Origin of the sequence: Providencia sp. SP181 (genome assembly GCF_050446505.1) — a bacterium.
GTDB lineage: Bacteria > Pseudomonadota > Gammaproteobacteria > Enterobacterales > Enterobacteriaceae > Providencia > Providencia vermicola.
Genome location: NZ_JBBPXM010000017.1, coordinates 39,694 through 60,013, shown reverse-complemented (window position 1 = coordinate 60,013; position 20,320 = coordinate 39,694). Strand labels below are relative to the sequence as shown.

The window sequence follows — 20,320 nt, the reverse complement described above, 5'->3', positions numbered from 1 at the left end:
GCTTGATGCTCAAAGAATGTTTACTGTCGTATGTCTTCTTACGAAAACATATTACCTATTAGTTCATATATATGAATTAACGTGTTAGTCACTCTTCAAGACTTAAAATCAAATATTTTTTTGATAGTGTCCTGTGAGTGCCCACACAGATTGTCTGATAAATTGTTAAAGAGCGTTGCAGCATTTCGTCGTGAAATTGACCTTCTGGGTCGTTGCTGCGAGGAGGCGTATAATACGTTTTCCTCCGTGAGAGTCAAGCAATTTTTTGCTTTTTCTTTTCAGAATCTCTCGCTGCCGTTTCAGTGTTCACCGCGCTTTGCGTTGTCTTGTTCCCGGTCAGTGGATGCGCATTATAGGGAGTCAGAAAAATCTGGCAACCCCTTTTTTGCATTTTTTTATTCAACTGCTGCATTCCACAGCAAAACCCCTACTTATACTGACTTATCCACCAAGTTATCCACAAGCGAAAATAATTTAAAATTTATCGCGCATTACGCAAACGTTTGCGTTACAATTAGCGCGAAATTTCAGCATTGATTTTGTTTTTATGTTCTGAAATTGTTAGTGACTTATATATCGCTATTGAAGAAGCAATCAAATTCCGCTTTTATAAATAGGTATATAAGAAAAGCCAGTGGCTTTTCACTCATTGATATTCGTATTGCCTTATTTATTCAAATCCAAGGGATCTATCTCATGCAACTGCTTCGTCCTATTCGTCGTGCCCTGCTTAGTGTGTCTGATAAAACAGGGGTTGTTGAATTCGCTAAAGCGCTTTCCGAACGTGGTGTTGAACTTCTATCAACTGGCGGTACTGCGAAACTCCTCGCAGAATCAGGTCTTAACGTGACTGAAGTTTCAGATTACACGGGATTCCCTGAAATGATGGATGGCCGCGTAAAAACGTTGCACCCGAAAGTTCATGGTGGCATTTTAGGGCGTCGTGGCACTGATGACGCAATCATGCAAGAACATGATATTTCGCCTATTGATATGGTTGTTGTGAATTTATACCCTTTTGCTCAAACAGTAGCAAAACCAAACTGCACACTAGAAGATGCGGTTGAGAATATCGATATCGGGGGCCCAACCATGGTGCGCTCTGCGGCTAAAAATCATAAAGACGTTGCGATCGTAGTCAACAGCAATGACTACCAAACTATTATTGATGAAATGGATGGTCACCAAAATTCGCTGAATTGGGCAACCCGTTTTGACTTGGCCATAAAAGCGTTTGAACACACCGCCGCTTACGACAGCATGATAGCGAACTACTTTGGCGAGTTAGTTGCCCCTTATTATGGTGATACCACGCAGCCTTCTGGTCGTTTCCCTCGCACATTGAATTTAAACTTTATCAAAAAACAAGATATGCGTTATGGCGAAAACAGCCACCAAGATGCCGCTTTCTATATAGAAGAAAATCCAAAAGAAGCATCGATTGCAACCGCACAGCAAATTCAAGGCAAAGCGCTTTCTTATAATAATATCGCCGATACCGATGCTGCTCTGGAATGTGTGAAGTCATTCGATGAGCCTGCCTGTGTGATTGTAAAACACGCGAACCCTTGTGGTGTCGCTATCGGCAAAGATATTCATGCAGCTTATGATAATGCATTCAAAACTGACCCAACCTCTGCGTTCGGCGGTATCATCGCGTTTAACCGTCAGTTAGATAAAACAACTGCACAAGCTATTATTGAACGTCAATTTGTTGAAGTCATTATTGCACCTTCAGTAGCAAATGATGCATTACCGATTCTTGAAACCAAACAAAATGTTCGCGTACTTGTTTGCGGTGAATGGAATAAACCCGTTGCAGGCTTAGATTTCAAACGTGTTAACGGTGGTTTATTAGTCCAAGACCGTGATTTAGGCATGGTAGAAAAAGAAGAACTACGCGTTGTTACGACACGCCAACCTACTGAACGTGAACTAAAAGATGCCTTATTCTGCTGGAAAGTCGCGAAATTCGTTAAGTCAAATGCGATTGTTTATTCTAAAAATGACATGACCATCGGGATTGGTGCAGGCCAAATGAGCCGTGTGTACTCAGCTAAAATTGCGGGGATCAAAGCGGCCGACGAAGGTTTAGAAGTTGCAGGCTGTGCGATGGCCTCAGATGCTTTCTTCCCATTCCGCGATGGTATCGATGCGGCTGCCGCCGTTGGTGTGACTTGTGTTATTCAACCAGGTGGCTCAATTCGTGACGAAGAAGTCATTGCTGCGGCAAATGAACATGGTATTGCGATGATTTTCACTAATATGCGCCATTTCCGTCACTAATTATTAGGAGATTATTCATGAATATATTAATTATTGGCGGTGGTGGCCGTGAACATGCATTAGCGTGGAAAGCGGCGCAATCGCCTTTAGCAAAAAAAGTTTATGTTGCACCAGGTAACGCAGGAACAGCACTTGAGTCTGCTATCGAAAATGTGAATATTTCTGCTACTGATATTGATGGCCTGCTGCAGTTCGCCAAAGAAAAACAAATCGATTTAACGATTGTCGGTCCTGAAGCCCCTTTAGTGATTGGCGTTGTCGATGCATTTAAAGCGGCAGGCTTAACAATTTTTGGCCCAACAAAAGGGGCTGCACAACTTGAAGGTTCAAAAGCATTTACTAAGGACTTTTTAGCTCGCCATCATATTCCGACTGCGGCTTATGAAAATTTCACAGAAGTGGAACCCGCGTTAGCGTATTTAGATAAAGTCGGCGCACCTATCGTGATTAAAGCTGATGGCTTAGCGGCGGGCAAAGGTGTTATTGTCGCGATGACACTTCAAGAAGCAAAAGACGCTGTTCAAGATATGTTAGCAGGTAATGCCTTTGGCGATGCAGGACACCGTATTGTGATTGAAGAGTTTCTTGATGGTGAAGAAGCCAGCTTTATCGTGATGGTCGATGGTGAGAATGTCATCCCAATGGCCACTAGCCAAGACCATAAACGTGTTGGTGATGGTGATACGGGTCTCAATACAGGCGGAATGGGGGCTTACTCTCCCGCTCCGGTTGTCACAGATGAAATTCATCAACGTGTGATGCAGCAAGTGATTTATCCTACTGTTAAAGGCATGGATCAGGAAGGTAATCGTTACCAAGGCTTCTTATACGCAGGGTTAATGATTGATAAAGCGGGCAATCCAAAAGTTATCGAATTTAACTGCCGCTTTGGCGATCCTGAAACACAACCTATCATGATGCGTTTACAGTCAGACTTAGTCGCACTGTGTTTAGCCGGCGCGAACGGTGAGCTGGCAGGCAAAGATTCACTGTGGGATGAGCGCCCTGCTTTAGGTGTTGTCATTGCTGCTGGGGGTTACCCTGGGGATTACTGTAACGGTAATGTTATTTCTGGATTGCCAACCACTGAAGCCGCTGATAGCAAAGTGTTCCATGCAGGCACTCGCATGAAAGATGGTGATGTCGTTACTGCTGGTGGCCGTGTACTATGCGTGACCGCGTTGGGTGATGATATCGAGAAAGCCCAAACTAAAGCATATGAAGCCGCTAAGAATATTCACTGGAATGATAGCTTTTATCGCAACGATATCGGCTACCGCGCCATCGCACGTATTAAGTAATAAAATCCAATAATCGACAAGCTGATAAGAGGAAACTTTTATCAGCTTTTTTATTGTTGTTTGTTTTTACTAGCAGCCAATGGCTCTAAGTATTTCGAAGCATAGCTAGGCGGCAAGGTTACTTATGCCCAGAAGCATAGATAACTATGTGATTGGGTTAAGTCACCGAAGCCAACAACGCTAGGATTTGAAAGACGACGAGCGGTGAAATTAGAGTGAATCTTTAGAAGGCTGCCAGCGGCAAAAATCCGTATCCGCCACCATCAAAAGCTGATTTCCCTCGGAAGACTCCAACCACGCCAAATTCAGCTGAGAATGCCACACTTTCGCACGGCTTTGTAACCAGTTTTCAGCATATGGTTCGAAAGTCACGTCTCTCACATCACCTTCGCAAGTCGTCACTTTACCTTGCTGCCAACGCCCTTGATAAAGTTTAACGCCACCCACGATAAGCGCGGTGTTGGTCTCAAGTACCCGAGCTGCTTCAAAGCGCCAACGCGTGATTTCATCGGTAGAAAGAGGTGTTTTAGTACCATCCTGAGCACGCTGCATAAAAATAACATCATTATTTTTATCGAAGCGTAGCTGTTCCGTAATATCGCCACCTTTTTGGTTCAAGATTTGGCTGCGAATTTGCCAGAGATTACCAGAACGGTATTCGAAGAAATTAACGGAAGTATCAGTGCCTTTATAAGGACTGTAAACCATCATCAGGACAAGGGGTTGGCTTTTTGCATCATTCAGCCGCCACATACGAATGACGCCATCATCGGCAATAAAACCACTTGCACTAAACTCTGGAAGCTTTGGTGCATTCGAGGAACAGGCGCTTAGCATTGAGAGAGCTCCCAATACCAGCAACCCTTTTTGAATAAACAAAAGGGGTAGTTTCTTACCCCCTCTGATAATTCGAGTATACAATGTACTTATTTTACAGCTTCTTTCAGTGCTTTACCGGCAGAGAAAGCTGGTACAGTTGTCGCAGGAATTTGGATTTCTGCTTTAGTTTGTGGGTTACGACCAGTACGAGCAGCACGGTGGCTAACTTTAAAAGTACCGAAACCGACCAGTTGTACACTGTCACCTTTTTTCAGCGTTTCAGAAATAGCATTCAGAGTAGATTCTAAAGCTGCTTTTGCCTGAACTTTGGTCAGGTCTGCTGATTCTGCGATAGCATCAACTAATTCAGTCTTGTTCATAAATTATCCTTACACAGTGTGTTTATCGTTTGCAAAGCATCGAGTGCGTCGGATATGCCAAATTGACAGCCCCTGATACACGCCCCCGATAGCCACTTCTTCTCGCCCCTAAATGTAGACCAGAGTAGGGGCAAATGTGAAGTCTTAGTACTCAGCATTACTGCGCTAAGTCACGTTTTCGATAACGAAAGCGTAAAAATTAGCCTAAAGTAATACCTATATTGCTCACCCCCGCTTCGCGAAGGTCAGATTTTAATCCTTTAATTAACTCTAAGTCGCGCTCTTCACAAGCTGCCAGTAAACGGAAAATGTCCCACTGGATATCCCACTCTTCTTCAATCGCAGGAATTTCTTTAAGTTCTTCATCTGTCATTTCCCGCCCTGCTTGAGTCATTTCGAGCATGGCAACCGTACGAATGGAGGCTTCGCTAACCAATATTGCGTGCTCAAGGGTTTCCCCACTCAATTTTGAGTGAATGATTTCACCTAATGCAATACAGGCATCAATAGCTGGATACACACCATACATATCGAAATCATCTGCTGATGGGATAATTTCTTCTAATTTCTCTAACTGACTGTCGAAATTGACTTTGCTATCTTTAATGACCAAAGTTTCCCAAACTAAATCAAGGATGGAACGATAAACTTTTGCATCGGCAAATTCAGTTTGCTGACAAAACATCTGAAAGTTGGGATACATTCTTTCACATAAACTTGCCATGAAAGTTGTATGTTGCCAGCTTTCTAATTTTTCCAACCTCAAATGAATGGGATTTCTTAACATAATTTCTGACTCATCAATCTTAATACTTCGCAGTTTACCTGAAAATCTGTCAATGCCACATATTTTGCTGATAATTAGCTGATTTTCTCATTCATTCGCTTAAAAAACGTTCGATTTGATGCAATTCCGTCAGCAAAACGTGTTGGTTCAGGCAACCTATAACCCTTTAGACACTGCTTAACCCACGATAAGGAAGACGAAAAACCGACTTTATACCCCGGCGAAACATATAATGGTTTGCAGCGTTTTTTGCTCCGCAATACCCAACCGAGTTGATTTTTCCCTGCCATTAATGGCTGAACACTTTCGGGAGAGTCGCCTAATTCAGCTGCATCACCACATAAACGACTTTTTGCAACGCCTATCGTTGCAACATTGGCCTGTAAACCAAAATGGCAAGCCACGCCAAAGCGCCTTGGGTGAGCAATACCTTGCCCATCCACGAGGACTAATTCAGGCTTGTGCTGTATTTTTTCCCACGCAGCCATTAGACCAGGCACTTCACGAAAAGAAAGTAACCCAGGTATATAAGGCAACTGAGTCGGGATTCGTGCTATTTGATACTCAACGAGTTCTAACTGCGGCCAAGACAGCACAACGATCACTGCACGGGTAATTGTGCCTTGTTGTTCAAAGCCCACATCCGCCCCACCAATCAGTTTCAATGATGGAAACTCATCCTGCAAAATGATTTTTGAGGCTTGGTTAGTTTGTTCTTTTCGTAGCTGTTGAGTATCTAAAACCATAGCGCATCCAATGCTTCGATACTTAATTATTCTTAATCATAGATGATAATGGTGTACTTACAAGGTTCTATAAATACACCACAAATCAAGAACATCAAGAACATCAAGAAATGATGACTACTGATGATATTGGCGAGAGAAACGGTGAACCGCATCAACAAATGTGCCTGCATGTTCAGGTGGCACATCCTGATGGATGCCATGACCTAAGTTGAAAACATGCCCTTCGCCGTGACCAAAACCAGACAGGATATTTTGCACTTCGTCTTCAATACGTGCAGGTGGCGCATACAACATAGACGGATCCATATTACCTTGCAGCGCAACTTTATCACCAACACGGCGGCGCGCATCGGCAATTTCTGTTGTCCAATCAAGGCCTAATGCATCACAACCAGTTGCAGCCATTTCTTCTAACCACTGTCCGCCACCTTTGGTGAACAAGGTAACTGGCACACGACGGCCATCGTTTTCACGAATTAATCCATCAATGATCTTATGCATATAGTTCAAAGAGAACTGTAAATAATCACGTTTAGTTAATACACCACCCCATGTATCAAAAATCATGATGGATTGTGCGCCCGCACGAATTTGCGCATTTAAGTATAAAATGACGCTATCCGCCAGTTTATCCAATAATAAATGCAGTGTGTTCGGGTCTTCATACATCATTTTTTTGATTTTAGTGAAGGCTTTACTACTACCGCCTTCTACCATGTAAGTAGCTAATGTCCATGGGCTTCCAGAGAAACCAATTAGTGGCACGCTCCCTTCAAGGGCTTTACGAATAGCACGAACAGCATCCATCACATACCCCAGCTCCATTTCAGGATCGGGAATTGGGATGTTTTTTACATCCGCCACAGAGGTGATAGGCTTTTGAAAACGTGGACCTTCGCCTGTTTCAAAATACAGTCCAAGTCCCATGGCATCAGGGATAGTTAGGATATCAGAGAATAAAATTGCGGCGTCTAATGGGAAACGACGTAATGGCTGCAATGTCACTTCACACGCAAGCTCAGTATTTTTGCACAGCGCAATAAAATCACCAGCCTCGGCGCGCGTTGCTTTGTATTCAGGCAAATAACGCCCCGCTTGACGCATCATCCATACCGGGGTCACATCTACAGGCTGACGTAGCAGAGCACGTAGATAGCGGTCATTTTTTAACTCAGTCATTATTTACTCCATTATTATTAGTGGCCGCCGCAAATGGCTATAAGCAAAGATGGCTATTGTAACATGTAAAAGGCAACAATATCAGCGCACTGCTACTTGTCCGATTCGTACTCACTTTGACGACACAACGCTACTGTGTCCTCAATTAAACGCCTTGCGATAGTATCCCCTGGAGGGATAAGCGGTAAGTCATTGTAATGATACCAATTTGCGCTGACTAACTCGTTTGGATCAACCTGAATATCACCGCTCTCATAATCCGCAAGGAAGCCCATCATTAAGGAATGAGGGAAAGGCCATGGCTGTGAAGAGACGTAGCGAATATTTTTCACTTTTATCTGGCTCTCTTCCATGACTTCGCGCATAACGGCTTCTTCTAATGTTTCACCCACCTCAACAAAACCTGCTAATACGGTAAATAATGGGTTTTGGGAATGACGACGGTGCTGCGCCAAGAGAATATGGTCATCACGACGGATCCCTACGATAATACAAGGGGCAATTTGCGGGTAATAACGCTCATGGCAATGATCACACAAACACGCCCATTCTGTTGCACTGTGGCGCATTGCCGTGCCACAGTAACCACAATAGCGGTGGGAACGATAGAATTCAGCCAGTTGTACGCCGCGCCCTGCTAGGCGGAATAAGCCTTCATCTTGCGCTGCAACAACCCGCGGAGACGCCATATCTGATGGCATTTTTTCTGCGATCAGCCAGACAATTTCCCCTTGCCATTCACCGATTGGCGTCGCACTTTTACCTTCTAATGAATAGTCTTTAGCACTGCCGCGTGGAATATCCCCTTTCGGTAACCACAATCGACCAGCGAAACAGACGAACCACCAGCCACTTTCTGTTCCTACTAACGTTAATTTATTCATTTTCTCTATCTTTTTTGGCTTTTTGTTGTTGATAAAAAGGTTGTCGATAAAAAATCAGTCTCGAATCACACAATACACTTCTTTGACACAATGTCATTCAAACGTTTGTTTCATTTCCTATCCCTGTCAATTTTGACAGTTTTTAGACAATTCATCCCTTAAAATGTCTAAAAACTGTCATAAAACGGTCAACTCACTGTCACTAATTAAAATTAGGATGCTCAGTAACCAATCTGGTTCACCGTTCCTCAAAAGTGAGAAAACAATGAAAGCTATCGTTCCTGCGATTTTACTATCACTGACCGCATCCAGTATGACATTTGCTGCTGATGCTAATTTAACAGAGTTAATCAATGCAGCGAAAAAAGAAGGGCAAGTTTACAGCGTTGGGATGCCTGATTCTTGGGCAAACTGGAAAGGAACTTGGCAAGATTTAGCCACGCAATATGGCTTAAAACACCAAGATACGGATATGAGTTCCGCACAAGAAATTGCCAAATTTGCCGCCGAAAAAAATAACGCAACGGCAGATATTGGTGATGTAGGCGCATCGTTTGGCCCTGTAGCGGTACAAAAAGGAGTCACCCAGCCTTATAAACCCACCACATGGTCACAAATTCCTGATTGGGCAAAAGATAAAGATGGCCACTGGGCATTAGCCTATACCGGTTCAATTGCCTTTATGATTAATAATGACTTAGTTAAAGATGCACCAAAAAGTTGGGACGACTTATTAAAAGGCAAATACAAAGTCACCGTAGGTGATGTTGGCATTGCAGCACAAGCCAACAATGCCGTTTTAGCCGCTGCATTTGCCCGCGGTGGTGATGAAAATAACCTTAAACCTGCCATTGAATTGTTTGCTGAGTTAGCTAAGCAAAAGCGCCTATCAGTCAATGACCCTACCGTTGCAAATATTGAAAAAGGTGAAGTGGAAGTTGGGATCTTATGGGACTTTAACGCCTTGAATTATCGCGATCAGATCAACCGAGATCGTTTTACTGTTGTCATTCCATCCGATGGCTCAGTGATCTCTGGCTACACCACTATCATCAATAAATTTGCAAAAAACCCAAATGCGGCCAAGTTAGCACGTGAATTTATTTTCAGTGATAAAGGTCAGTTGAACCTGGCAGAAGGCTATGCTCGTCCAATTCGTGCCCAATATCTGACATTACCTGATGATGTTAAAGCAAAATTACTACCAGAAGAACAGTATAAAAATGTTCAGCCAATCAAAGATGCTGACGGCTGGGAAAAATCATCGCGTAATTTACCAAAAATGTGGCAACAACAAGTTCTGATCCACCAGCAGTAATTGAATTTGTTGAATTTAGGAATAAAAGTCTGATGTCTGAAAAAGTCATACTTGTTGTCCTAGACGGCTTAAGTTATTCAGTAGCCCATCAGTGCATGGGCTATCTCAATGGACTTATCAAAGCCGATAGCGCAACACTTTATCAATTGGAGTGCGAACTCCCTTCCATGTCCCGCCCGTTGTATGAATGCATTTTAACAGGTGTGCCGCCAGTGAAAAGCGGGATCGTCAACAATGAGGTTGTACGTTTATCCCACTTTGACAGCATTTTCTCTCTCGCACGTCTTGCAGGCAAAACCACAGCAGCTGCCGCTTATTATTGGGTGAGCGAGCTATATAACCGCGCACCATTCGTGGCGACTCGCGACCGCTTTACGCACGATGAATTGCTCACTATTCAGCACGGCTGTTTTTACCAAGCAGACAGCTACCCCGATGACCATCTCTTGCTGGATGCAGAGTATTTGCGTAACCAATTTGATCCTGACTTCTTGTTGATTCACCCGATGAACATTGACGATACAGGGCACAAGTTCGGGTTTGATTCACCGCAATACCGCAATGCAGCTCGTCATGCCGATATTATTTTGTCGAATTACATCCCAACATGGATTGAGCAAGGCTATCAAATTCTTGTCACTAGTGACCATGGCATGAACAATGACCGTAGCCATGGCGGTACACTCCCCGAAGAGTGCTGGGTTCCGCTGTTTGTTATGGGTTCAAAATTTGCCCATCAGCCTTGTGATATTCAGCAAACTGACATTTGTGGCACAGTATGCCGTTTATTGGGTATCGACCCGCTCGACAAGCCTGTGTGTGATGCGCTATTACAAGGAGATGCATGATGGCTGACCTGACTGCGCCCTACGAGCAAGCCCAACCACAGCTGGGGAAAATGGCCATGTTAAAAAAAACCTTTGCCCGTTTTCATTGGCGCGCAGCATTACTCCTGTTGCCCTTTTTTGTATTGTTTGGCCTATTTCAACTCGCCCCGATGATTTGGGTGTTTATCAACAGTTTTATCTATGAAGAAGCCTGGTCCTTAGGTAATTACTTTGATGTGTTTACCAATGATTTTTACCTGCAAGCCTTCGAAAATACCTTATGGTTATCGTTGATTTGTAGCGTGATCGGTTTGTTTATCGCTAGTGTTACCGCCTTTTCTATCTACAAGATGCAAGGCAAGGTGCGCCGAATGATGATTTCATTCACCACTATGGCAAGTAACTTTAGCGGCGTTCCGCTGGCCTTCGCGTTTATCATTATTTTGGGCTTTAATGGCGCAATCACTTTGCAGCTCAAAGCGTGGGGGATTATCGAAGATTTTAATATCTACAGCGCCAGCGGGTTAATGCTGCTTTATGTCTATTTTCAAATTCCACTCGGTGTATTGTTGCTCTACCCTGCCTTTGATGCCCTCAAACCTGAGTGGGAAGATGCGGCAAAAACTATGGGGGCCAGCAAATTAACCTATTGGTTGAAAGTCGCTATTCCAGTGCTTTCCCCAGCTTTACTTGGCACTTTTATTATCTTAATTGCCAATGCGATGGGTGCGTACGCCAGTACCTATGCATTAACTAGCGGTAACTACAACCTTGTGACCATCCGTATTGCCAGCTTAGTGTCTGGTGATTTATTCCTCGAGCCAAATATGGCGGCGGCGTTATCTGTCCTACTTATCGCGATCTTAGGGTTTATCACGGGTATCCATCATTGGTTAATCAAGCGGAGCTACCATGCAAAATAACAATGTGATTAGCCCTACCATAACCAATAAGAACTCTGGATTATGGTTTCATAAGTTAGTGCTAATCAGTGTTGCCAGCTTATTAGCACTGCCTATTATTGCTACGTTTGTGTATTCCATCGCCAGTTCTTGGGGCGCAACCGTGTTACCCGATGCTTTGTCCATTAAATGGTATCTGCAATTGTGGCAAGACCCGCGGTTTTTAATGGCATTTGGCCGTTCGTTGATTATCTGTTTTGGCACGCTGTTAATCAGTACCTTGGTCATTTTACCGATGACATTTGCTGTGTTTTATCGCTTTCCCAAGCTAAAAGGGCTAATGGATTTATTGATTATCCTCCCTTTTGCGATCCCCCCCGTGGTGTCGTCCGTCGGTTTATTGCAAATTTTCGCGGATGAACCATTTATGTTAGTGGGCACTCCATGGATCTTAATTGGCACCTATTTCACCATCACACTGCCATTTATGTACCGCGCCCTCGCCAATAGTTTTCAAGGGATTAACTTACATGACCTAATGGATGCGGCACATTTGCTGGGGGCAAATACCTTTAATGCTTTCATGATGATTGTGCTGCCAAATATTCGCAAAGGCATGTTGGTTTCATTATTAATTTCATTTTCATTTTTGATGGGTGAGTTTGTGTTTGCCAATATTTTAGTGGGAACACGTTATGAGACCTTGCAAATCTACTTGTTCAATATGCGCCAAACCAGTGGGCACTTCACTTCTGCACTAGTGATGTCTTACTTCTTATTTACGTTATTGCTGACGTGGTTAGCAATGCGTTTAAATCGTTCAGGAGATGAATGATGAGCTATGTTATTGCTGAAAACTTAACGAAATCTTTCGGGTCAAATCAGGTCTTCGCCGATATTCAATTTACCATTGAAAAAGGCGAATTTATCACCCTATTAGGGCCAAGTGGTTGCGGGAAATCAACGTTATTACGCTGTATTGCAGGCCTTGAGCAACCTAATAGTGGTGAGCTTTATATTAACCACAAAAATATTACCCACCAACCTGCCCAACAACGCGGTGTGGGCATGGTGTTTCAAAGCTATGCGCTATTCCCCAATATGACCGTCGCAGACAATATCGCCTTCGGCTTAAAAATACGTAAAATCGATAGCAACGAAAGAACCAAAGCCGTTGCAGAAGTAATCGAACTGGTTGAATTGCAAGGTAAAGAGCAGCAATTTCCCCACCAATTGTCAGGCGGACAGCGCCAACGCGTGGCACTAGCAAGGGCGCTAGTAATGAAACCGCAAATTTTATTACTCGACGAGCCGTTATCCGCCCTTGATGCACGCATTCGTAAGCATTTGCGCCAGCAAATTCGACATATTCAGCGGGAACTTGGGCTAACGACGATTTTTGTCACCCATGACCAAGACGAAGCGATGATCATGTCTGATAGGATCTTTTTGATGAATAAAGGGCAGATCGTACAAAGTGATACGGCAGAGAATATTTATACCCAGCCAGCGAACGAGTTTGTTGCTCGTTTTATGGGGCACTACAATTTGGTGGATGCTCACAAAGCCAATACCATGTTAGGGTTAAATTTACAGGGTACACTCGCCATCCGCCCTGAATCTATTTATGTGAAAGAAGCGGGTCGCCAATACGGTACACATATTTCTCACCCTGTGGATGCCGTGATTTTAGATCATCAGTTGCTTGGCAATATTATTCGTTATAGCGTGAATACCCCTGTAGGAGATATGACCGTCGACCTACTCAATCGCTCTTCTGAACGTTTATTTGAACCTGGCACCCGCCTTGAGTTAATGTTTAATAAAAATGAAATTCGCGCACTTAGCTAATCATACGATAGGAATATAATGCAAAACCAATTAGCCATTTTTGACTTAGATGATACGTTGATTCAAGGGGATAGCAGCGTATTGTGGACACAATACCTGTGGGATAAGCAAATCATCAGTGACCCGCAGTTTGTGGAAGCCGATAAAGCCATGATGGCGCAGTATAATGCAGGCACTTTGGATATGCCGACTTACCTGCATTTTAACCTGCAAACCCTCGCTAATATCAAAACGGAACAAGTGGATATCTGGCTGGATGATTTCGTGCAAAGCGTGGTTTTACCAAAGATCTACCCTGAAGCGAGTCAAACGATCGCCCGCTACCGCGCCAAGGGGATCCCGATTATTGTGATCTCTGCAACCGTTTCATTTATTGTCAAAAAGATCGCGGCTCAACTCAATGCCGATGTCGCCATGGGCATTGATATTAAGCAGCAAAATGGCTGCTATACGACCGAAATTGATGGTATTCCAACCTTTAAGGAAGGTAAGGTTAAACGCCTTATGAATTGGGTTCGCCACCAGCCAATCACCGATGCGTATGTATACTTCTACACCGACTCTGCTAACGACCTCCCGATGTGCCAATTCGCCGACGAAACGTTTATTGTCAACGGCGACCACCGACTTCTCCAAGCCGCCAATGAAAATAATTGGCCGCAATATCAGTGGAATTTATAAACCTTATTGTTATCCGAACCTTGATTTCAATTTTTTAGGTTTTAGGTTTTAACTAACTTGCCTTTCAAAGGTTCCTCTAAATTATTCGTGCTAGAGGAAGGAGATAAATAGAATTATCCCGATGAGCATACATAAGTATGTGACTTGGGGAGCCGAGCGCAGCCAACGCACTTATCGCTTGAAGAATGACGAGGAAATAACCTTATTCCACTTTAATTTCCTCTTTCCTCTAAATAATTCAAGTGAGAAGAAGGCGGTAAACGAGGATATCCCAAGGAGCATACACAAGTATGTGACTTGGGGAGCCGAGCGCAGCCAACGCACTTATCGCTTGAAGAGTGACGAGGAAATAACCTTATTCCACTTTAATTTCCTCTTTCCTCTTTCCTCTAAATAATTCAAGTGAGAAGAAGGCGGTAAACGAGGATATCCCAAGGAGCATACATAAGTATGTGACTTGGGGAGACGAGCGCAGCCAACGCACTTATCGCTTGAAGAATGACGAGGAAAGCTTATACTGAAATCTCTTGTCGGAGTGCCTAGTATGCATAGCATCAGGCTGAGACCGTTAATTCGGGATCCGCGGAACCTGATCGGGTTAATACCCGCGAAGGGAACAAGAGTAATCACTCAGCGCCATTTTTGACCTTTTCCTTTTGGTGAAAATTTAAACGCAACGTCTTTTTTATTACTCCTCCGAACTCCTGACAAGCAACTTTCTTTCGATAAACCCGCTTGGTGCGCTTTGCATCATAGCCGTGACAATGTCAGGAAATTGCTATGTCCAATATTACAAATAATGTTATACCGACCGCTGATTTATCCCCACAAGCTGCACCTGCTCGCACGCGTAAGGCCCAACGTGACGCCGCTGAAAACTTTATTAACACCGTTTCTGGTGTTTCATTTCCGAATTCTGAACGTATTTATCTCCAAGGTTCAAGAGACGATATTCAAGTCCCGATGCGAGAAATCCAGCTTTCGCAAACCCTCATTGGTGGCGACAAAGATAACCCGCAATTTGAAGATAACGAACCCGTTCCTATCTACGATACCTCAGGCCCTTACGGCGACCCAACATCAGAACTCAACGTTCACAAAGGCCTGAAAAAAATTCGCGCACCGTGGATAAACGAACGTTCAGACACCACCGAAGTCGAAAACTTAAGTTCTGACTTCACACAACAGCGTCTCGCTGATGCGGGTCTCGACCACTTACGCTTTAACAACCGCCCACACCCATTAAAAGCGCAAACCAACAAATGCGTCACCCAACTTCACTACGCTCGTAAAGGCATCATTACCCCAGAAATGGAGTTTATCGCCATCCGCGAAAATATGGGTCGTGAACGTATTCGTGGTGAGGTTTTGCTGCAACAACATCCAGGGCAAGGCTTTGGGGCTAATTTGCCCGAAAATATCACGCCTGAGTTTGTTCGCCAAGAAGTCGCCGCGGGTCGCGCCATCATCCCAGCCAATATCAATCACCCTGAATCTGAGCCGATGATTATTGGCCGTAACTTCTTGGTGAAAGTGAACGCCAATATCGGCAACTCGTCGGTCACTTCATCCATCGAAGAGGAAGTGGAAAAACTGATTTGGTCAACGCGCTGGGGCGCAGATACCGTAATGGATTTGTCCACGGGCCGCTACATCCATGAAACCCGTGAATGGATTTTACGTAATAGCCCAGTCCCCATCGGCACAGTTCCCATCTACCAAGCCCTTGAAAAAGTCAATGGCGTAGCGGAAAACCTGACGTGGGAAATGTTCCGCGATACGTTATTAGAACAAGCCGAGCAAGGCGTTGACTACTTTACTATCCATGCTGGAGTCTTGCTGCGTTACGTACCAATGACCGCTAAACGCTTGACGGGCATTGTCTCGCGCGGTGGTTCTATCATGGCAAAATGGTGTTTATCTCATCACCAAGAAAACTTCCTGTACGAAAACTTCCGCGAAATTTGTGAAATTTGTGCCGCTTACGACGTTTCCTTGTCATTAGGTGATGGCTTGCGCCCAGGCTCCATCCAAGATGCAAACGATGCCGCACAATTTGCCGAACTTCATACCCTTGGCGAGTTAACCAAAATTGCGTGGGAATATGATGTCCAAGTGATGATTGAAGGCCCCGGCCACGTACCGATGCAGATGATCCGCCGCAACATGACGGAAGAGTTGGAGCATTGCCACGAAGCCCCATTCTATACCTTAGGGCCGCTCACAACCGATATTGCACCAGGTTATGACCACTTTACCTCAGGCATTGGTGCAGCAATGATCGGCTGGTTTGGTTGTGCAATGCTCTGTTATGTCACACCAAAAGAGCATTTGGGCCTGCCGAACAAAGACGATGTTAAACAAGGGCTTATCACCTATAAAATTGCAGCGCACGCAGCTGACCTTGCCAAAGGCCACCCAGGTGCACAAATTCGCGACAATGCCATGTCAAAAGCACGTTTCGAATTCCGTTGGGAAGACCAATTTAACTTGGCATTAGACCCCGAAACCGCACGTAAATATCACGATGAAACCTTGCCACAAGCTTCGGGGAAAATTGCCCATTTCTGTTCAATGTGTGGGCCGAAATTCTGTTCGATGAAAATCTCCCAAGAAGTACGTGATTACGCAGCCCAAAAAGAAGCAAACGAAAAAGAAGCGGGTATGGAACAGATGTCTGAAGCCTTCCGAGCCCACGGTAGCGAGCTATACCATGGCGCAGAAATTGTGAATGCAGAGGTCGCTGATAATGAAAAAATCGCCTAATCCTATTATTACGCCAACATCGCCATTTCCCGAAACCGAGCAATACCTCGGTCTCTACCCTGTTGTTGATTCCGTTGAATGGATTGAACGCCTGCTTAGTGCAGGTGTTTCCACCCTTCAATTACGCATCAAAGACAAAGCGGATGCTGATGTACGCGATGATATCCAAAAAGCTATTGCTTTGGGTAAAAAACATAACGCACGGTTATTTATCAACGACTACTGGCGCTTAGCCGTGGAGTTTGGCGCTTACGGCGTACACCTTGGTCAAGAGGATTTGGAAACCACTGACTTGCTGGCAATCCACCAAGCAGGGCTTCGGTTAGGCATTTCAACTCACGATGAACATGAGTTAGCCATCGCCAAATCCGTGCGCCCCTCTTATATTGCAATGGGGCATATTTTCCCCACACAAACCAAAGAGATGCCGTCATCTCCTCAAGGATTGGAAACGCTAAAAGCGATGGTTGAGGCAACACCTGATTACCCAACTGTCGCCATTGGTGGAATATCCATTGAGCGCGTACCTGCTGTTTTAGCAACAGGTGTTGGCAGTGTGGCACTGGTCAGTGCAATTACCAAAGCCGATGATTGGCGGGCAGCCACTGAAACGTTACTGAATTTAATTGAGCGTCATCGCGCTTGTTAATTAATTCATAATCAAATAATTAGCCGTGTATTTAGTGAAATAGACACACGGTTGATAATTCGAGGAATTTAATCATGTTAAGTGACCGAGAATTCATGCGTTACAGCCGCCAGCTATTACTTGAAGACATTAGCCCTGAAGGGCAACAAAAACTGAAAAATAGCAAAGTGCTGATTGTCGGTTTAGGTGGGTTAGGCTCTCCCGCATCCCTCTATTTAGCTGGTGCAGGCGTTGGCGAATTATGGCTTGCTGACCACGATAACCTGCATGTCTCTAATTTACAAAGACAAGTGCTCTACAATACTGATGATATCGAACAGTCAAAAGCCCAACTTGCAGCAAAGAGGCTTCATCAACTCAACCCGCTCGTGAAAACACGAGCAGTTGTGCAAAAACTAGAAGTTGAAACATTAATCCCACTCGTTGAGCAGGTCGATTTAGTGCTTGATTGCTGCGATAACATGGCAACACGCCATGCCGTCAATGCCGCCTGTGTCATGACCAACACGCCACTCGTTAGCGGTAGCGCAGTGGGCTTTGGTGGACAGCTAATGGTGCTCGAACCGCCGTTTAGTTCAGGGTGTTACGCCTGCCTTTACCCCGATCAAGATGAACCTGAGCGAAACTGCCGCACAGCGGGAGTATTAGGGCCTGTCGTTGGTGTTATCGGTACGCTACAAGCACTTGAAGCCCTTAAATTACTTGTCGGGTTGCCTTCATCTTTAAGCGGAAAACTACGCTTGTTCGATGGAAAACAACAACAGTGGAACACTTTGCAGTTAACGCCTTCGCTGCAATGTCCAGTTTGTCGGGAAGAAGCATGCATATCCTAATTAATGACCAAACTATGGCGCTTGATGCCCCGCTGACTGTCAACCAGTTATTTGAGACGCTAGGCCGCTCCACCGCTGGCACAGCGCTGGCTATCAACCAAGTGATCATTCCAAAGAGTCAGTGGGATTCTCATCTCATTAATGACCAAGACAATATCTTGTTATTTCAAGCTATCGCTGGGGGCTAACAATGTTAAAAATCGCCGATTTTACCTTTCAATCACGTCTATTTACAGGAACAGGAAAGTTTGCCAATGCCAGGCTAATGCAAGATGCCATTCAAGCCTCAGGTAGCCAATTAGTCACCATGGCCATGAAACGAATTAATTTGCGTGGACAGGATGATGGTATTTTACAACCTCTTCAAGAGCTTGGCGTAAAGCTTTTACCCAATACATCGGGGGCAAAAAACGCCCAAGAAGCGGTATTTGCTGCCCGCCTTGCTCGAGAGGCTCTGGGCACCAACTGGGTCAAACTCGAAATTCACCCTGATATGCGCTATTTATTACCCGATCCTATCGAAACCCTGCTCGCCGCGGAGCAGCTCGTCAAAGAAGGGTTTGTGGTATTACCTTATTGCAGTGCAGACCCTGTACTGTGCCGCCGTCTTGAAGAAGTTGGCTGCGCGGCAGTTATGCCATTAGGTGCGCCTATCGGCACCAATAAAGGCTTAGCCACTAAAGAGATGCTGCGGATTATTATCGAGCAAGCCACCGTGCCCGTTATTGTCGATGCAGGGATTGGCGCACCGAGCCACGCCGCAGAGGCTATCGAAATGGGGGCTGATGCGGTGTTGGTGAATACCGCGATTGCCGTTGCCAAGCACCCCATTTTAATGGCGAAAGCCTTTAAACTTGCCGTCGAGGCCGCTGAACTAGCTTATCAAAGTGGATTAGCGGCACCGAAGCAACAAGCCCAAGCTTCCAGCCCACTCACCAGCTTTTTGGAGGCATTATCATGATCCCCCGTTTCCAAGAGCGCTTAAGTACATTGGATTGGGACGACACAACACTGCGAATCAACAGCAAAACCGCCCACGATGTAGAACACGCTTTAGCGAGTGATATCCTCACCCTCGATGATTTTATGGCGCTACTCTCCCCTGCTGGACGCCCTTATGTCGAGGCAATGGCACAAAAAGCACAAAGACTCACCCGCCAACGTTTTGGTCATGCAGTTGGGTTTTACGTTCCTCTTTATTTATCCAATCTCTGCGCAAACGATTGTACTTACTGTGGTTTTTCGATGAGTAACAAAATCAAACGCAAAACACTCAATGATGCTGAGATAATCAATGAGTGCGAAACGATCCGCAAAATTGGGTTTGATAGCTTATTGTTAGTCACAGGGGAACACCAAAGTAAAGTGGGGATGGATTATTTCCGCCATACCTTGCCTATCATTCGCCCTTATTTCAGTTCGTTGATGATGGAAGTGCAGCCATTAAGCACTGACGAATATAAGGAATTGAAAACATTGGGCTTAGATGGTGTGATGGTGTATCAAGAAACATACCATGAGCCAACCTACCAGTTGCATCACCTCAAGGGTAAAAAACAAGATTTCCACTGGCGTTTAGCCACCCCTGAACGCCTTGGTGAAGCTGGTGTGGATAAAATTGGTCTTGGGGCATTAATTGGTTTATCTAATAGTTGGCGCACCGATTGCTACATGGTGGCCGAGCATTTACTGTATTTGCAGCAATATTATTGGCAAAGCCGCTATTCCATTTCATTTCCGCGTTTGCGCCCTTGTGCGGGTGGCGTTGAGCCTGCATCACTGATGAATGAAGCGGAATTGGTCCAACTCATTTGTGCCTTTCGGTTACTTGCCCCCAATGTTGAGCTTTCACTGTCGACTCGTGAGTCTCCGTATTTTCGCGACCATGTAGTACCACTCGCGATTAATAATGTCAGCGCAGGCTCAAAAACCCAACCAGGGGGTTATGCAGATACCAAAGAAGAGCTAGAACAATTTTCCCCAAATGATAACCGCAGTGCCGCACAAGTAGCGAATGCACTTGTGCAAGCCGGTTTACAGCCCGTTTGGAAAGATTGGGATGGTTATTTAGGCCGTTAGAATTTTACTGAAAAAGAGCATTAGCTGCA

Annotated in this window: 21 protein-coding genes and 1 riboswitch; of the genes, 14 read left to right on the top strand and 7 right to left on the bottom strand. The window is 44.8% G+C overall.

What is annotated here, in order from left to right:
- Window positions 1-253 precede the first annotated feature (253 nt).
- Window positions 254-412: a hypothetical protein gene (locus AABS66_RS19425; protein WP_184957435.1), complete on the bottom strand. Its 159-nt coding sequence runs from the start codon at window positions 410-412 to the stop codon at window positions 254-256.
- A gap of 284 nt (window positions 413-696) precedes the next feature.
- Between AABS66_RS19425 and purH the strand changes: the two genes are divergently transcribed.
- Both purH and purD read left to right on the top strand, forming a co-directional pair.
- A complete protein-coding gene (gene purH / locus AABS66_RS19420; RefSeq protein WP_206086784.1) occupies window positions 697-2,286 on the top strand; it encodes a bifunctional phosphoribosylaminoimidazolecarboxamide formyltransferase/IMP cyclohydrolase in 1,590 nt (529 codons plus the stop codon).
- A 17-nt stretch (window positions 2,287-2,303) separates the two neighbouring features.
- Window positions 2,304-3,587, top strand: a complete 1,284-nt coding sequence (purD, locus tag AABS66_RS19415; RefSeq protein ID WP_206086785.1) for a phosphoribosylamine--glycine ligase — start codon at window positions 2,304-2,306, stop codon at window positions 3,585-3,587.
- A gap of 210 nt (window positions 3,588-3,797) precedes the next feature.
- Here purD and AABS66_RS19410 read toward each other — a convergent pair whose 3' ends face one another.
- The 6 genes from AABS66_RS19410 to nudC form a co-directional block, all read right to left on the bottom strand.
- Window positions 3,798-4,424: a DUF1481 domain-containing protein gene (locus AABS66_RS19410; protein WP_206086786.1), complete on the bottom strand. Its 627-nt coding sequence runs from the start codon at window positions 4,422-4,424 to the stop codon at window positions 3,798-3,800.
- Window positions 4,425-4,513: 89 nt separating this feature from the next.
- Window positions 4,514-4,786 (bottom strand): HU family DNA-binding protein, encoded by a 273-nt coding sequence (locus tag AABS66_RS19405; protein ID WP_206086787.1) that lies wholly within the window; start codon window positions 4,784-4,786, stop codon window positions 4,514-4,516.
- A 199-nt stretch (window positions 4,787-4,985) separates the two neighbouring features.
- Complete coding sequence (locus tag AABS66_RS19400) at window positions 4,986-5,573, bottom strand: YjaG family protein (protein WP_206086788.1); 588 nt, start codon at window positions 5,571-5,573, stop codon at window positions 4,986-4,988.
- A gap of 74 nt (window positions 5,574-5,647) precedes the next feature.
- Window positions 5,648-6,319: a deoxyribonuclease V gene (gene nfi / locus AABS66_RS19395; protein WP_272682151.1), complete on the bottom strand. Its 672-nt coding sequence runs from the start codon at window positions 6,317-6,319 to the stop codon at window positions 5,648-5,650.
- A 117-nt stretch (window positions 6,320-6,436) separates the two neighbouring features.
- Complete coding sequence (gene hemE / locus AABS66_RS19390) at window positions 6,437-7,501, bottom strand: uroporphyrinogen decarboxylase (RefSeq protein WP_349416032.1); 1,065 nt, start codon at window positions 7,499-7,501, stop codon at window positions 6,437-6,439.
- 92 nt (window positions 7,502-7,593) lie between these two features.
- Window positions 7,594-8,385 (bottom strand): NAD(+) diphosphatase, encoded by a 792-nt coding sequence (gene nudC / locus AABS66_RS19385; protein ID WP_206086791.1) that lies wholly within the window; start codon window positions 8,383-8,385, stop codon window positions 7,594-7,596.
- A 265-nt stretch (window positions 8,386-8,650) separates the two neighbouring features.
- Here nudC and AABS66_RS19380 point away from each other — a divergent pair, with 265 nt between their 5' ends.
- The 12 genes from AABS66_RS19380 (at window position 8,651) to thiH (ending at window position 20,291) form a co-directional block, all read left to right on the top strand.
- Complete coding sequence (locus tag AABS66_RS19380) at window positions 8,651-9,703, top strand: ABC transporter substrate-binding protein (RefSeq protein WP_225820915.1); 1,053 nt, start codon at window positions 8,651-8,653, stop codon at window positions 9,701-9,703.
- Between the two features lie 32 nt (window positions 9,704-9,735).
- Entirely contained in the window at window positions 9,736-10,551 is an 816-nt protein-coding gene (locus AABS66_RS19375; RefSeq protein WP_272574382.1) for an alkaline phosphatase family protein, read from the top strand.
- Window positions 10,551-11,453 carry an ABC transporter permease gene (locus tag AABS66_RS19370; RefSeq protein WP_206086794.1) on the top strand — a complete coding sequence of 301 codons (903 nt, stop codon included), beginning with the start codon at window positions 10,551-10,553 and terminating at the stop codon, window positions 11,451-11,453. Before AABS66_RS19375 ends, AABS66_RS19370 begins: the two co-directional genes overlap by 1 nt.
- A complete protein-coding gene (locus tag AABS66_RS19365) occupies window positions 11,443-12,267 on the top strand; it encodes an ABC transporter permease (protein WP_206086795.1) in 825 nt (274 codons plus the stop codon). Before AABS66_RS19370 ends, AABS66_RS19365 begins: the two co-directional genes overlap by 11 nt.
- Window positions 12,267-13,283 (top strand): ABC transporter ATP-binding protein, encoded by a 1,017-nt coding sequence (locus AABS66_RS19360; RefSeq protein WP_272539928.1) that lies wholly within the window; start codon window positions 12,267-12,269, stop codon window positions 13,281-13,283. The genes AABS66_RS19365 and AABS66_RS19360 overlap by 1 nt, the downstream gene beginning before the upstream one ends.
- A gap of 18 nt (window positions 13,284-13,301) precedes the next feature.
- Window positions 13,302-13,964 (top strand): HAD family hydrolase, encoded by a 663-nt coding sequence (locus tag AABS66_RS19355; protein WP_272539918.1) that lies wholly within the window; start codon window positions 13,302-13,304, stop codon window positions 13,962-13,964.
- Between the two features lie 521 nt (window positions 13,965-14,485).
- Window positions 14,486-14,597, top strand: a riboswitch (TPP riboswitch).
- A 147-nt stretch (window positions 14,598-14,744) separates the two neighbouring features.
- Window positions 14,745-16,730, top strand: a complete 1,986-nt coding sequence (gene thiC, locus AABS66_RS19350) for a phosphomethylpyrimidine synthase ThiC (protein ID WP_206086799.1) — start codon at window positions 14,745-14,747, stop codon at window positions 16,728-16,730.
- Complete coding sequence (gene thiE / locus AABS66_RS19345) at window positions 16,714-17,379, top strand: thiamine phosphate synthase (RefSeq protein ID WP_206086800.1); 666 nt, start codon at window positions 16,714-16,716, stop codon at window positions 17,377-17,379. The genes thiC and thiE overlap by 17 nt, the downstream gene beginning before the upstream one ends.
- 74 nt (window positions 17,380-17,453) lie before the next feature.
- Complete coding sequence (locus AABS66_RS19340; protein WP_430225327.1) at window positions 17,454-18,212, top strand: HesA/MoeB/ThiF family protein; 759 nt, start codon at window positions 17,454-17,456, stop codon at window positions 18,210-18,212.
- On the top strand, window positions 18,200-18,400 hold the full coding sequence (gene thiS, locus AABS66_RS19335) for a sulfur carrier protein ThiS (RefSeq protein ID WP_225820908.1): 201 nt from the start codon (window positions 18,200-18,202) through the stop codon (window positions 18,398-18,400). Before AABS66_RS19340 ends, thiS begins: the two co-directional genes overlap by 13 nt.
- A 2-nt stretch (window positions 18,401-18,402) precedes the next feature.
- Entirely contained in the window at window positions 18,403-19,173 is a 771-nt protein-coding gene (locus tag AABS66_RS19330) for a thiazole synthase (RefSeq protein WP_206086803.1), read from the top strand.
- Window positions 19,170-20,291, top strand: a complete 1,122-nt coding sequence (gene thiH / locus AABS66_RS19325) for a 2-iminoacetate synthase ThiH (RefSeq protein ID WP_272539920.1) — start codon at window positions 19,170-19,172, stop codon at window positions 20,289-20,291. Before AABS66_RS19330 ends, thiH begins: the two co-directional genes overlap by 4 nt.
- Window positions 20,292-20,320: the final 29 nt, after the last annotated feature.